The following is a 14,687-nucleotide window of genomic DNA, read 5'->3' as shown; positions in this document are numbered from 1 at the left end:
AATGTTTGTGAAAACATAATATAACAGCTATAAACGCCAATAAAACGGCGTTTAAGTGCTTGACGGCATTCGCTTATTTGCTATAATTAGATTGTTCAGTAATGAGCAAACTAATTAAATTAGCACAATTTGAGAGGCGGATATAATGACTACTATGATTAAGCAAAAAAAAGCGTTAACATCAGATGAAAAAGCAGCCCATTATGCAGCAGCAGAAGAAATGACTAACAAATTAGTCGATCAAGCAGCAATTGCTTTGCAAAAATTTGAAACCTATACACAAGAACAAGTTGATAAGATTGTTGCAGCCATGGCTTTAGCCGGTTCAGAGAATGCGTTATTATTAGCTCATGAAGCATATGATGAAACTGGACGTGGCGTAATTGAAGATAAAGATACTAAAAACCGTTTTGCTTCAGAATCAGTTTATAATGCAATAAAAAATGATAAAACAGTTGGCGTTATTTCTGAAGATAAGGTAAATGGGAAAGTCGAATTGGTTGCACCACTTGGTATTCTAGCAGGAATTGTGCCAACGACTAATCCAACGTCAACGACAATTTTTAAGGCAATGCTAACAGCAAAAACGCGTAATACGATTGTATTTGCATTCCATCCCCAAGCACAAAAATCATCAGTTCACGCTGCAAAAATCGTTTATGATGCCGCAGTTGCAGCTGGTGCACCTAAGAATTTCATTCAATGGATTGAAACACCATCAATCGACGCCACTGATACTTTAATTAAGAATCCTAAGATTGCATCAATATTAGCAACCGGTGGGCCATCAATGGTCAATGCCGCTTTACGTTCTGGTAATCCATCAATGGGGGTTGGTGCTGGAAACGGTGCAGTTTATGTTGATAAGACAGCTAATGTCGATCGAGCTGTATCTGACTTATTATTATCAAAGCGTTTTGATAACGGTATGATTTGTGCATCTGAAAATTCTGTTGTTATTGATGCATCAATCTATGATGAAATGGTACAAAAATTACAAGAACAAGGCGCTTACTTAACACCAAAGCAAGATTATCAAAAGATTTCTGATTTTGTATTTAAGCCAACTGCTGATGGCTACGGTGTTACGGGCCCAGTTGCAGGTCGTTCAGGTCGCTGGATTGCTGAACAAGCAGGTTTGAAGTTACCGGCAGACAAAGATGTCTTGTTATTTGAGCTGGATAAAAAGCATATTGGCGAACCATTGTCATCAGAAAAGTTAAGTCCATTGCTATCAATTTATAAAGCTAAGGACCGTGACGAAGCAATTGATATTGTGCGGGCATTATTGAACTACCAGGGGGCTGGTCATAATGCAGCTATTCAAATTGGGGCACAAGACGATCCATTTGTAAAAGAATATGCAGATCGCGTAGAAGCATCACGAATTTTGGTTAATCAACCTGATTCAATTGGTGGTGTTGGTGATATTTATACCGATGCTTTACGACCATCGCTAACGTTAGGAACTGGTACTTGGGGGAAGAATTCATTGTCGCATAATCTATCTACGTATGATTTGTTAAACGTTAAAACAGTCGCTCGTCGTCGTAATCGTCCACAATGGGTTCGCTTGCCAAAGGATATTTACTACGAGGCTAATGCAATTACCTACTTGCAGGAATTACCAGATGTTGATCGTGCCTTTATTGTTGCCGATCCCGGAATGGTTAAACTTGGTTTCGTTGATAAAGTATTGGATCAATTTGCACTACGTGAAGAACAAGTTAAGACATCATTCTACGGTTCCGTTAGTCCAGATCCAACCATTTCACAGGCAATTGATATTGCGCGTCAAATGGCAGACTTTAAGCCAGATACAGTGGTCTTGCTAGGTGGCGGATCAGCCTTAGATGCTGGTAAAATTGCCCGTTTCTTGTATGAGTATTCAGCCACTAAGCCTGGTATTTTATATGACGATGCTGGTCTTAAGAACTTATTCCAAGAATTAGCGCAAAAGTTTATGGATATTCGTAAACGTATTGTTAAATTTGAACACCAACGCTTAACTCAAATGGTGGCAATTCCAACAACTTCAGGAACTGGATCAGAAGTCACACCATTTGCGGTTATTACTGATGATGAAACGCACGTTAAGTATCCACTAGCTGACTATGAATTGACACCACAAGTGGCAATTGTGGACCCTGAATTTGTTTACACTGTACCAGCCCGTACAGTTGCTTATTCTGGGATGGACGCCTTATCACATGCGTTAGAATCATATGTTTCTGTTATGTCATCAGAATTTACACGTCCATGGGCATTGCAAGCAATTAAGTTGATTTTTGATTACTTAGAAGATTCATATCATTATGATGCCAAAAAGCCAACAAAAGAAGGTAAGTTAGCTCGTAGCAAGATGCACTATGCCTCAACATTGGCTGGTATGTCATTCGGAAATGCTTTCTTAGGATTGAATCACGCGATTGCGCATAAAACCGGTGGAGCTTTCGGTCTACCACACGGGTTAGCAATCTCAATTGCCATGACTCATGTGATTAAATTTAATGGTGTCACTGGTAATGTTAAACGCACGCCGTTTCCACGTTATGAGACGTATACAGCCCAAAAGGATTATGCTGATATTGCACGTCATATTGGCTTAACGGGTCGTGATGATGCTGAATTGGTAACCGCTTTAATTAACAAAATTAAAGACCTCGCTGCTAAGTTGGATGTGGATTTGACGTTATCTGGTAATGGCGTTAAGAAGGAAGACTTTGATCGCGAGTTATCAGGTTTGATGGATTTGGTTTATAATGATCAAACAACGCCTGGTAATCCACGACAACCACGCTTAAGTGAAATTAAACAATTACTAGAAGACCAATTTTAAATAAATATTTGAACGGCATCGGACGAAAGTTACACGTAGTCTGATGCTGTTTTTTGTTATAATAAACGCAATGATAATTTAAAGAGGAACGGTGGCAAAATGAAGTTTGTATCATGGAATATTGATAGTATTAATGCAGCTGTTGAACATAAATCAGCACGTGGTGAAATGACCTGGCAAGTATTACAGAATATTGCGGCCATGCAACCAGATGTTTTAGCAATTCAAGAAACTAAATTAAAGCCAACGGGTTTAACTAAAAAGCAAGCAACCGCGCTTGATGAATTATTCCCGGAATATTATCGCTATCTAAGAATGAGTACTGGCCGCTCAGGCTATTCAGGGACAATGATGTTAACCCGTCATGAACCGATTAATGTTGACATGCCTGAAATTGGTGCGCCCGGTGATATGGATATTGAAGGCCGTATTATTACGCTTGAATTTGAAAATGCCTATGTTTCAACGGTTTATACACCTAATTCGGGTAGTGGTTTAGCCCGTTTGGCTGATCGTCAAAGTTGGGACGATGCATACCGTAAATACATTCAGCAATTAGATAGTCAGAAGCCAGTCATTTTCTCTGGTGACTTTAATGTTGCCCATCAAGAAATTGATTTGAAAAATCCGAAGTCTAATCACAAAAATGCTGGGTTTACTGATGAAGAACGTGAACACTTTAGTGCCTTGTTAAATGCTGGGTTTACTGATACATTCCGTTACTTGTATCCTGATCAAGCGGATGTGTATACATGGTGGGCTCAAATTTCAAAGACATCTAAAGTCAATAACTCAGGATGGCGCATCGATTATTATTTGGCATCAAATCGTTTGGTCAATCAATTAGCAGATATGTCAGTTGTTGATACCGGTGCACGTCAAGATCATGCACCAATCATGTTAACGATGACGGATGATTTTAAACTTTAAAATAGTGATGAATTAATAGGGAAAACTTGGGATTTGATTGTCTCAAGTTTTTTTATTTCAATAAAAAATAGTATCAATAGTGAAGAATCTCTCATAATTATTAATTTTCTATTATTTTTGTCGTATAAAAGTAATAGATGTCAGGTTTTGTGTTTCAAAACGACAACAGTAAATAGCTTTACAATATTAAGAATACGGTTGATAATTAATCAAACGGGGAAATTAGTGTTCGTGAAAGACAATTTTAAATACTGAAGTGGAAAACAAACGGGTTCGTTTGTTTTTTTATTAAATAAAAATATGACGGAATAGTGAAAAATATTGCAATTAATTTTTAATTTAAGGAAGGCAAAATCATGAATGATTTTTCAATTTTTTCAGCAGGTGACACAGCAATTAATGTGACATTTGCTAATCGTGTTGATCCTCAAATCAATCAATTTATTCGGTTGTTACAAAAGAAATTGGCTTCCCAAGATATTGCTGGTATTACAGCGTTGGTGCCTGCATTTCGAACGTTAACGATTTTTTATGATCCAGAACAACTAACATTTGAGGAACTTGTTAAGTTGGTAAAAGATGATGCCAGTCAAGTGAATGAAGTGGGTGAACAAACCAAGAAAATAATTCATATTCCAGTTTGTTATGATGCTTTGTTTGGTCCTGATATGGCAAATATTGAAGTCAATAGTGGCTTATCAGCGCAAGAAATTGTTGATCGGCATACCAAACCAGATTATTTAATTTATATGCTCGGTTTCTTACCTGGTTTTGTTTATTTGGGTGGCTTGGATGAAAAAATAGCTACCCCTAGATTGGCCACGCCACGTTTAGCCATTAATCCTGGTGCAGTTGGAATTGCTGGCCAGCAAACTGGTATTTATCCGATTGCATCACCAGGTGGTTGGCAGATTATTGGTCAAACACCGCTTAAACTATTTCAACCTGAAAATGAAAATCCATTCTATTACCAAGCAGGAGATTATATTCACTTTGATCCAATTCCTGTTGCTGAATTTCAACAAATTCAACGGCTTGTGGATGAGGGACGTTATCAAATTACGGTAGAAGAGGAGACGAAGTAATGGGAATGCGAATTATCGAAGGTGGTTTGCTAACAACTGTGCAAGATTTTGGTCGCACAAGTGGGTTAGCGAACGGTTTCTCACCATCAGGCGTGATGGATTCCGCAGCCGCTACTTTAGCAAATATTTTGATTGATAATGACGCACAAACTCCGGTTATTGAGTATAGCGTTTTGGGACCAACAATAACGTTTACTAGTCCCACAGTTATTGCAATGGCTGGGGCTAATGTTAATGCAGTAATAAATAAGCAACCAGTCGCTATCAATCAAGCGCTCAGTGTAAATAAGGGTGACACGTTGACGATTGGGCCAATTACGAAAGGTCGCTACGGTTATTTGGCAGTAGCTGGTGGTATTAAAGTACCCGCCGTGATGGCCAGTTATGCTACAAGTTTGAAATACGACTTAGGCGGTTTTAAAGGTCGGGCGTTGCAAGGTGGTGACTATGTTCAAATCGAAAATCCAGTGCCGTTAGTTGCCAATTTAACGCAACGTCAGGCGGATTTCTCAAATGATATAGATGAATCGGTTGTCACGATTAGAGTTACCAAAGGACCTGAATTCGATCAATTTGATGAAACAGCTAAGGAGCAATTTTTTAATCAAGTGTATGCGGTCAGTAAAGATTCTGATCGGATGGGAATTCGCCTAGCTGGTGACGCGATTAATGTTGATAATTTACCGGAAATGTTGTCTGAAGCAACTGTTTTGGGAGGCGTGCAAGTGCCAAGAAGTGGTCAGCCAATTGTTTTGTTGGCGGACCGACAAACAACCGGGGGTTATCCGGTAATGGCGGTGATTTCAAGTATTGATTTAAGTAAAATGGTGCAATTAATGCCAGGTCAGCAATTAAAGTTTGTATTAATTGATTTATCACGTAGTCAACAATTGTTGCATGAGAAAAATGAGCAGTTAAACAAAGCCAAGGCACAATTTTTGGCGATGAATGATCAGCCAGCACGGCAAACAGCACAACGTTTAAGCAATCTTTTCCAAGATTAGGGGGATATAACCGATGGATTTAAAAGAAATTGAAACAATCATGAAATTGATGAAGAAAAATCAGATAACTGAGTTTGATTACGAAAATGATGATACACACTATCGTTTGAAACGTAAGCTAAACGTGTTGAAATCACCGGTTGCACAAGAAGAATCTGTAGCGCCAGTTGCTGATGCCAATCAAGCAGGTGACACAGCTAAAACCATTAATGCACAGATGGTTGGTATTTTTTATACCGCATCAAGTCCTGATGAGGATCCATTTGTCAAAGTTGGTGATGAAGTGCAGAAGGGCCAAACAATTGGTGTCATTGAAGCAATGAAGATGATGCATGATGTTAAGGCAGATCAGTCAGGTAAGATTACCAAAGTCTTAGCAGCTAATGAGGAAAATGTTGAGTATAATCAACCATTGTTTGAAATCGAATAGATAAGGAAAGTGATCAAATGCAAAAAGTACTAATTGCAAATCGTGGTGAAATTGCAGTTCGCATTATCAGAGCTTGTCGTGAACAAGGATTGCAGACGGTGGCGATTTATTCAACAGTTGATGCAAATGCAATGCACGTGGCCATGGCAGATCAATCTATTTGTATTGGTGCTGCTAATCCGCAAGATAGTTATTTAAACCAAGAAAGTATTATTCAGGCAGCTTTGATGACGGAAGCTGATGCCATTCACCCTGGATATGGTTTTTTATCTGAAAATGCAGATTTTGCTAAGTTATGTGAAGACCATGACATTACCTTTATTGGTCCGCACTCTGAAACAATTGCATTATTAGGTGACAAAGCTCGGGCACGTGAAGCCATGCAGGCGGCCGATGTGCCAGTCATTCCAGGAAGTCATGAAGGTTTTACTGATTTAGACACCGCATTAATAGAAGCTGATAAAGTTGGTTATCCCATTATGTTGAAAGCAGCAGCCGGGGGTGGTGGTAAAGGGATGCGTATGGTTCATGATGAAGACCAGTTGCATCATGAATTTCCACTTGCCAAAAGTGAAGCGGAAAAAGCCTTTGGTAATCCGGAGATGTATCTTGAAAAATTGATTGTACGGCCACGGCATATTGAAGTTCAGATTTTAGCAGATTCGTATGGGAATACTGTTTCCCTTGGTGAACGTGATTGTTCATTGCAGCAGTATCATCAGAAAGTAATGGAAGAAGCGCCGAGTGCGATTGATGATCAGACACGTCAGGATATGTTAGAAACAGCACGGCGAGCAGCCCAGTCATTAAATTATTTGGGTGCCGGTACAATTGAGTTTTTGTATGCTGGTCCCGGTCAGTTTTACTTCATGGAAATGAATACCCGTATTCAGGTTGAACATCCGATTACGGAATTAATTACGGGAACTGATTTAGTGGTTGAACAGTTGAAGATTGCTGCTGGTGAAACATTGTCATTTTCTCAAGCCGATATTGATATAAATGGTGTGGCTTTAGAATGTCGTATTACCGCAACAACACCTGGTAAAGTAGCCCATCTTCATTTGCCTGGTGGTAATGGTGTGAGAGTAGACACTGCTTTGTATAACAGCTACCAAGTACCAGCTAATTATGATGCTTTGTTGGCAAAAGTGATTACGTATGGGCCAACACGTGAGATTGCTGTACAAAAGATGCAAGTTGCTATTGCCGAAACCGTTATTGATGGTGTTGGAACAAATCTTGATTTCTTGTATCAGTTGTTAAATAGTCAGGCTTATTTGACTAATAATTTTGATATTGAATTTATTGAACGTTTGGTTGAAGGGAGGCAAGCATGATGGATAAGAAAATAACACCCGTAGAACTACGACATTTAACACGCTCAGGGGAATTTACTGATCAGACAAGTGGTCTTTGTCCCGGTTATACGCAAGCTAATTTAGTGATTTTACCTAAAGCGCAAGCCTATGATTTCTTGTTGTTTGCGCAACGGAATCCAAAGCCATGTCCTATTTTAGAAGTTTCTGATGCGGGGTCACGGCAACTACAAACTTTTGCTCATGATGTTGACTTAGCAAAGGACTTTTCTGAATATCGTGTCTATAAAAATGGTGAATTAGTTAGTTCACCAAACGATGTGACTGATTTATGGCGTGATGACTTAGTATCATTTTTAATTGGTTGCAGTTTTTCATTTGAAGCCGCATTAATCGAAGCGGGTATTGAAATGCGTCATATTACCATGCATCGTAATGTACCAATGTATCGAACGAATATTGAAGCAAAATCAGCAGGTCAATTCCATGGTGACTATGTTGTCAGCATGCGACCAATTCCAGAAGCACAGGTAGTTAAAGCAGTTACAATTACTGAACGTTTGCCACAAGTTCATGGCACGCCGTTGCAAATTGGACATCCGGAAACGATTGGTATTACTGACTTAGCACATCCTGATTTTGGTGAAGCAGTTGATATTCATCCGGGTGAAGTACCTGTATTTTGGGCTTGTGGTGTGACACCGCAACAGGTCGTGATGGAGAGTAAACCAGAATTTGTTATAACGCACGCACCTGGTCATATGTTAGTAACGGATATAAAAGATAATCAATTGGCAGATATCTTATAGGAAGGGGTTATTGTATGGTACAAATTGATTTAAATTGCGATTTAGGTGAGAGTTTCGGCCGATACAAGTTAGGATTAGATGAAGAAGTTTTACCTTATATCAGTTCAGCCAATATTGCCTGTGGTTTTCACGCTGGTGACCCTGAAGTGATGGAAAAGACAGTTGGGTTGGCTAGTGAAAATTATGTGGCATTAGGTGCTCATCCTGGATTGCGTGATTTAGCAGGATTTGGACGTCGACAGATGAAAATTAGTCCACAAACTGCTGAAGCAGAAGTGCGTTATCAAGTTGGGGCATTACAAGCGTTTAGCCCCAAGCATAAATTGCATCATGTTAAACCACACGGTGCTTTATATAATATGGCTGCTAAAGATTACGATTTGGCGCTTGCAATTTGTAAAGGTATTTACGCAGTTGATCCGGAGTTAATTTTAATTGGATTAGCAAACAGTGAATTAATTCACGCCGCTAAGGATATCGGCTTGCCTTATGCGCAAGAAGTTTTTGCCGATCGAAATTATGAACCGGATGGCTCACTCATGGCACGTAGTAAGCCGGATGCAGTCATCACTGACGAAGATGTGGCCGTTGCCCGGGTGATTCAAATGATTAAAGAACATACAATTGAAGCCCATGACGGTTCAATAATTGACATTATACCTGACACAGTTTGTGTGCATGGGGATGGTGTTAAAGCAGTTGCTTTTGTTAAGAAAATTCATCAAGCACTTGATGATGAAGGCATTGAAGTGCGTGCTATTTAAAATAAAATCTTATAGTTAAAGGAAGATAGCTATTATGAAAGAAAAGAATTCGGAAATTAAGCAAAGATCTCCATTAAGTGTTGCAATGGGAGCCGCCTTCATGATGGCTATGGCTGCTGTCGGACCTGGTTTTTTAACACAGACAGCAAACTTTACTGGTAAAATGGGAGCCGATTTTGGTTTTGCCATTTTGGCTTGTATTCTGGTTGACGTGATTGTGCAATTAAATATTTGGCGCATAATTATCGTTTCTGGCAAGCACGCTCAAGTATTAGTTAATGAAGTGGTACCTGGATTAGGGTACGTGTTAACAGGATTAATTGTTTTTGGTGGTTTTGTATTTAATATCGGTAATATTGGTGGTGCAGGATTAGGACTCAATGTGTTATTTGGTATTTCTCCTGAAAATGGTGCTTTGATTGCTGCGGCCTGTGCAATTATCTTATTCTTGGTTCGCAATGCCATGGCGGTAGTTGATCGTACCGTGCAACTTTTAGCAGTTGTTAAGATTGCGATTTTGGTTTACATTTTGGCAGTGACAACTGTTCCTGTTCAAAGTGCAGTTACCCATACGTTTGCGCCAACTTCAATTGATTTTTATTCGATTGTAACAATTGTTGGAGGAACGGTTGGTGGTTATATTTCATTTTCAGGTGGTCATCGATTACTTGAAGGTGGGGTAACTGGTAGTAAAAATATCAAGTATGTTAACGCTGGCGCATTAACTGGAATTGGTGTTGCTTCGGTCATTCGTGTCATGCTATTCTTGGCCGGTTTGGCGGTTGTTGTAACTGGTGTTAAGTTGGATCCTGCTAACCCAGCCGCAACAATTTTTAAAACAGCTGCCGGTAATTTTGGTTATAAGTTCTTCGGTTTGCTACTACTAGCAGCCGGTATGACGTCAACCTTGGGTTCAACATTTACGTCAGTTTCTTTCTTGGACTACAACCAAAAGACTGAAGGTCACAGCAAGTGGCGTTCATGGTTGATTGTGTTGTTTATCGCTGTATCAGCAGCCGTATTCTATTTTGTTGGTAATCCAGCAAATGTTTTGGTCGTTGCTGGTGCATTAAACGGACTTATTTTACCAATTGCTTTAGCAATTCTATTACTTGCTTCGACACGTAAAAAGATTATGGGTGAGACATATCGCCATCCACGTTGGTTGTTGTATACCGGCTGGGTTGTTGTCGCATTCATGGCCTATGCAGGTATTAGATCATTGTTTAGTATTAGTTTTTAAAACAGAGCGAGAGCAAAGACGGGTTGGATTCGGTGTGTAACGATGCTTTGACGGTTTGTGGTCGTTAGACCGTGAAGCGGCAAATATCGCTACATTGAGAATCCAGTCTTTGAGAACGCGTTTAGAACAGAGCGAGAACAAAAGCGGAAGGCTGGGACATTGGTCCCAGCCTTTTTAATCTTTATTATAAAAATTTAGTTAAAGCATTGGCGATACCGTCATTATCATTTGAATCGGTAATATAATTTGCATGGCTTTTAGCAATATTACTACCATTGCCCATTGCTACGGCAATTCCAGCGAAGTCAAACATTGGAATATCGTTTTTTTCGTCACCAAAGACCATAACTTCTTCTAGTTTGATTGCTAGACTTTGGGTTAATTGTTTTAAGGCAGCCCCTTTGTTAGCAGCAGCGTTCATAATTTCAAGGAAATTATCGGCAGCACGTACGACGTATTGGGTTTGACCGAATTCAGCTTCAACGGCTGGCTCAAAGTGATCCAAGTCCGCAACTTCACCAACAAAAATACCTTTTACAATGGTTGTTGTGTCATCCAATTCATCTGGTTTACGGATAAATAAGCCAGTATCATTTTCCATCGCTTGAATGACCGTAATGCGACTGACATCGGTATTGCTGGTATAAATGTGGCCATCAGCATCCAGTACGTTATACTGCAGGTGATTATCATTTGCGAATTGATCAATTTGTTGATAAGTGTCTTTTGTTAAATTGAGACTAGACATAACTTGACCAGTGACGGAGATAATTACGCTACCATTATAAGTAATTACATACTGGTCATCCCCTTTAATATCAAGCTCATCTAAAAATGGTTGTACGCCTGGTAAAGGTCGTCCAGAACATAAAACAACCTTGATGCCAGCAGCTAAAGCTTTTTGTATGGCAGTTTTTGTACTAGGCAATATCTTTTTTTGTGAGTTTAATAGCGTGTCGTCAATATCTAAGGCAATCAGTTTTATCGGCATAGTGTTGGCTCCTTAATTTGTTTTGGTAACGCTTTCATAGTAAAGGAGTTATGATAAAAAAGCAAATTATGCGATACAAAAACGCACCACCTTTAGCAGGTGATGCGTTCACGTGTAATCATTACTGATCTCTAAGTATAGCCCAACAGGGAGTCGAACCCTGGATTCCGCGCTGAGAACGCGACGTCTTGACCACTTGACCATTGGGCCATGATGATAATTAGCAAAAGCTATTGTAATAAATAGCCCAACAGGGAGTCGAACCCTGGATTCCGCGCTGAGAACGCGACGTCTTAACCACTTGACCATTGGGCCAATATCATCATGTGTATATTAACAACAATAATTAACTATACATGGAAAGGCTATTGTTGTCAATATGAATATTTGATTAATAATAAGTTTTACCATGTCACAAATCCGAGTAGTAGACTTAATGAGTAATAAGGCACTTAATGGTACAATTGTATATAACAGACTAACAACAAAGAGGAGCAAAGAATGTCATTTAATTTATATTTTGTACGACATGGTCAAACAATTTTTAATCATTATGGACGTATGCAAGGATGGAGTAATGCACCATTAACCGATAAAGGAATTTCAGATGGTTATGCAGCAGGTGATCGTTTGCAAAACATTCGCTTTGATGCCGCTTACTCATCTGATTTGCAACGTGCTATTCAAACGGCAGAATTTGTTTTGTCACGTAATAAGCAAAGTGGTGATTTAAAAGAACCTGAACAACTACAACAATTTCGTGAGCAATTCTTTGGCTTCTTTGAAGGATTACCAAGTCAAAAAAGTTCCGAATTAGTTGCCGAAAAAAATAATCTGACTGATTTGAGCACATATAATGATTTGATGGCTAATTTGAGTCAAGATGAAGTGATGGATGCGATGCATGCTGCAGATCCAACTGGGGATGCAGAAGATGCGCAAACATTTTGGGCTCGCGTTGATAAAGGAATGGAATTATTACGTCGCAACACCCGTGATGGTCAAAATATTTTGGTCGTCTCACACGGTACGTTAATTCGTAACTTAGTTGCTAAGTATGCTTCTCATGAGCAAGCTGAAGAAAAACCAGAAAATGGTTCAATTACAATTTGGGAAGTATCTGATGATGGTATGAAGTTGAAAACTTACAATGATACAACAACAAAGTGGTAAATAATATGATAGAAAATGAACAACAGGCACAACGTCAAGTTATTTTAGCTGGTTTGGATCAACAAAATGACAATTTTGACTATGAAATGACTGAGTTAGCCAACTTGGCAGCAGCGAATAATATGGTTGTTGTCGGTCAAATTGTTCAAAAATTAGAAAAACCAAATCCAGCAACTTACTTTGGTAAGGGTAAAGTAACTGAATTGAAAGAAGCATTGGCCTATTATGAAGCTGATATGGTAGTCACTAATGATGAGCTATCACCATCACAAATTCGTAATTTAGAAACTGGTACCGATGCGGATATTATGGATCGTACAGCACTAATTTTAGATATTTTTGCGTCACGAGCCCAAACTAAAGTTGCCAAGTTACAGGTGGCAATTGCGCAATTAAAGTATCAGTTACCACGATTGCGAACATCAATGAATATTCGTCTTGACCAACAAACTGGTGGTGGCGGTGGTAGTTTTACAAGTCGTGGTGCTGGTGAAACAAAGTTAGAAATGAATCGTCGTCATATTCAACATCAAATTTCTTTGATGGAAACTGAGTTAGCCAATATTGAAGCTGATGATGAAACGCGACGCGCTTATCGTGCTAAGCAGAGCATTCGCAATGTTGCTTTGGTAGGGTACACAAATGCTGGTAAATCAACCTTTATGAATGGGTTAGTGAAGCGCTTTGGTGATAATAAAGAAAAAACGGTTTTCCAAGCTGATATGTTGTTTGCAACTCTAGAAACATCAATTCGTAAAATTCAATTACCTGATAAGTCTAATTTCTTACTATCAGATACAGTTGGATTTGTTTCGAAGCTACCACACGGCTTGGTAGCTGCCTTTAGAGCAACCTTAGCTGAAGCAGCCGATGCTGATTTGTTGATTCAAGTGGTTGATTATGCCGATCCGCATTATCAAGAAATGATGACAACAACAGCGCAAACACTAAAAGAAATTGGTGTTGGCGATATTCCAATGATTACTGTTTATAATAAAGCAGATCAAATTGATGGTCAGACTTATCCAGATCGAACTGGTGATACGTTGATACTATCAGCAATGGATGAAAAGTCACAAGATTTGTTAGTAGATGTGGTTAAAGAACATATTTTTGCAGACTATGTCACAACTAAGCTCCACATTCCATTTAGTGAAGGACAACTTGTTAATGAACTAAATGAACAAGCAAGTGTGCATGAATTAGATTATGACGAAACGGGTACAATCATGACTGTTACGTTAACACCAATTCAAGCAGCTCGCTTTGAAAAATACGAAATAAGTCATGTTTAAAAATAAACACCCCGTCATTAGCCTCTTGTAGAGCGTTAGTGACGGGGTGTTTTGTGCTATTACTTAAATATAAAACCTTGCGTTTTGGTAGTGATAGATAATCTCCGAATAATCAAATACTTGTCCAGCAACAGTGTAGAAAGTTTCATGTACAGATAGGCCGAAACTACTTTCTGGTAAAGCCAATTTTTCACTTTCCAAAGCTGTTAATGGTCGTACACTAAAGTACTTATCTGAAAAACCAACGTTAATTTGATATGTATCTGATATGTGATGGAAAATTGATTTTTGAGCAATTTCCTTATCCAAGAAAGGTACCATTTCAGAGTTATAATATGAAGTTTCAAAACATAAGATTTTGCTTTGATGGTGTTTTAATCGTTGTACCTTAAAGACAGGTGTGTCAACAGAACAATGTAGTTGATGGGCAATATCTTTAGAAGGCATTATTTTCTGTACCGACACATCGGAATTTTCCAACTTATTGTTTGTAAAATCATTAGTCCAACCATGACTAATATTGAAATTTATCAAATCGTCACCAGGAATGTTGCGCACGAAAGTACCACTACCTTGAACTTGATAGATCAAACCTTCACGTTCTAATTCATCTAAGGCCTTTAATACAGTTGTTTTACTAGCACCATACATGCCAGTTAAATCATTAAGGCTAGGTAATGCTGCGCCTTGGCCTAATTGTTCACTTTTAATATATTTAAATAATTGTGCTGCAATTTGTTGATATTTGAGCATAATGTCTAGACTCCTTTTACCCCACTCCACCCATTATATGATACATGATAAC

General features: G+C 38.9%; 13 protein-coding genes and 2 tRNA genes. 11 read left to right on the top strand and 4 right to left on the bottom strand.

Annotation, left to right across the window (positions count from 1 at the left end):
- Positions 1 to 145: 145 nt before the first annotated feature.
- The 9 genes from adhE to ACSYSF_RS07640 all read left to right on the top strand — a co-directional run bounded on the left by adhE (position 146) and on the right by ACSYSF_RS07640 (position 10,423).
- Positions 146 to 2,839 carry a bifunctional acetaldehyde-CoA/alcohol dehydrogenase gene (gene adhE, locus ACSYSF_RS07680; RefSeq protein WP_489867428.1) on the top strand — a complete coding sequence of 898 codons (2,694 nt, stop codon included), beginning with the start codon at positions 146 to 148 and terminating at the stop codon, positions 2,837 to 2,839.
- A 99-nt stretch (positions 2,840 to 2,938) separates the two neighbouring features.
- Positions 2,939 to 3,769 (top strand): exodeoxyribonuclease III, encoded by an 831-nt coding sequence (locus tag ACSYSF_RS07675; RefSeq protein ID WP_489867427.1) that lies wholly within the window; start codon positions 2,939 to 2,941, stop codon positions 3,767 to 3,769.
- Positions 3,770 to 4,125: 356 nt separating this feature from the next.
- Complete coding sequence (gene pxpB, locus ACSYSF_RS07670; RefSeq protein ID WP_489867426.1) at positions 4,126 to 4,854, top strand: 5-oxoprolinase subunit PxpB; 729 nt, start codon at positions 4,126 to 4,128, stop codon at positions 4,852 to 4,854.
- Positions 4,854 to 5,858, top strand: coding sequence for a 5-oxoprolinase subunit C family protein (locus ACSYSF_RS07665; protein ID WP_489867425.1), 1,005 nt, complete (start codon positions 4,854 to 4,856; stop codon positions 5,856 to 5,858). Before pxpB ends, ACSYSF_RS07665 begins: the two co-directional genes overlap by 1 nt.
- A 13-nt stretch (positions 5,859 to 5,871) precedes the next feature.
- Positions 5,872 to 6,288 carry an acetyl-CoA carboxylase biotin carboxyl carrier protein gene (locus tag ACSYSF_RS07660; RefSeq protein ID WP_489867424.1) on the top strand — a complete coding sequence of 139 codons (417 nt, stop codon included), beginning with the start codon at positions 5,872 to 5,874 and terminating at the stop codon, positions 6,286 to 6,288.
- 17 nt (positions 6,289 to 6,305) lie between these two features.
- Positions 6,306 to 7,628 carry an acetyl-CoA carboxylase biotin carboxylase subunit gene (locus ACSYSF_RS07655; protein WP_489867423.1) on the top strand — a complete coding sequence of 441 codons (1,323 nt, stop codon included), beginning with the start codon at positions 6,306 to 6,308 and terminating at the stop codon, positions 7,626 to 7,628.
- The gene (locus ACSYSF_RS07650) at positions 7,628 to 8,416 is read left to right on the top strand and encodes a putative hydro-lyase (protein WP_489867512.1); all 789 of its coding nucleotides are present in this window, start codon (positions 7,628 to 7,630) and stop codon (positions 8,414 to 8,416) included. Before ACSYSF_RS07655 ends, ACSYSF_RS07650 begins: the two co-directional genes overlap by 1 nt.
- 14 nt (positions 8,417 to 8,430) lie before the next feature.
- Positions 8,431 to 9,180 carry a LamB/YcsF family protein gene (locus tag ACSYSF_RS07645; RefSeq protein WP_489867422.1) on the top strand — a complete coding sequence of 250 codons (750 nt, stop codon included), beginning with the start codon at positions 8,431 to 8,433 and terminating at the stop codon, positions 9,178 to 9,180.
- Positions 9,181 to 9,214: 34 nt separating this feature from the next.
- Positions 9,215 to 10,423, top strand: coding sequence for an NRAMP family divalent metal transporter (locus ACSYSF_RS07640; protein ID WP_489867421.1), 1,209 nt, complete (start codon positions 9,215 to 9,217; stop codon positions 10,421 to 10,423).
- A gap of 184 nt (positions 10,424 to 10,607) precedes the next feature.
- Here the strand turns inward: ACSYSF_RS07640 and ACSYSF_RS07635 are convergent, their stop codons facing one another.
- From ACSYSF_RS07635 to ACSYSF_RS07625, 3 genes are all read right to left on the bottom strand, one after another.
- The gene (locus tag ACSYSF_RS07635; RefSeq protein WP_489867420.1) at positions 10,608 to 11,414 is read right to left on the bottom strand and encodes a Cof-type HAD-IIB family hydrolase; all 807 of its coding nucleotides are present in this window, start codon (positions 11,412 to 11,414) and stop codon (positions 10,608 to 10,610) included.
- Positions 11,415 to 11,552: 138 nt separating this feature from the next.
- Positions 11,553 to 11,624 (bottom strand) — tRNA-Glu (locus tag ACSYSF_RS07630).
- A gap of 33 nt (positions 11,625 to 11,657) precedes the next feature.
- Positions 11,658 to 11,729: transfer RNA gene (locus ACSYSF_RS07625), tRNA-Glu, on the bottom strand.
- A gap of 186 nt (positions 11,730 to 11,915) precedes the next feature.
- On the opposite strand from ACSYSF_RS07625, the gene ACSYSF_RS07620 reads away from it, so the two are divergent.
- Together ACSYSF_RS07620 and hflX are read left to right on the top strand one after the other, a co-directional pair.
- Positions 11,916 to 12,587 (top strand): histidine phosphatase family protein, encoded by a 672-nt coding sequence (locus ACSYSF_RS07620; RefSeq protein WP_489867419.1) that lies wholly within the window; start codon positions 11,916 to 11,918, stop codon positions 12,585 to 12,587.
- A 5-nt stretch (positions 12,588 to 12,592) separates the two neighbouring features.
- The gene (gene hflX, locus ACSYSF_RS07615) at positions 12,593 to 13,882 is read left to right on the top strand and encodes a GTPase HflX (RefSeq protein WP_489867418.1); all 1,290 of its coding nucleotides are present in this window, start codon (positions 12,593 to 12,595) and stop codon (positions 13,880 to 13,882) included.
- 63 nt (positions 13,883 to 13,945) lie between these two features.
- On the opposite strand, the gene ACSYSF_RS07610 is transcribed toward hflX, so the two are convergent.
- Positions 13,946 to 14,635: a GntR family transcriptional regulator gene (locus ACSYSF_RS07610; protein WP_489867417.1), complete on the bottom strand. Its 690-nt coding sequence runs from the start codon at positions 14,633 to 14,635 to the stop codon at positions 13,946 to 13,948.
- Positions 14,636 to 14,687 lie beyond the last annotated feature (52 nt).

It is taken from the genome of Weissella sp. ESL1139, from assembly GCF_058506735.1.
Note: the sequence above shows the minus strand (reverse complement) of the source record. Positions and strands in the feature narration are given on the sequence as shown.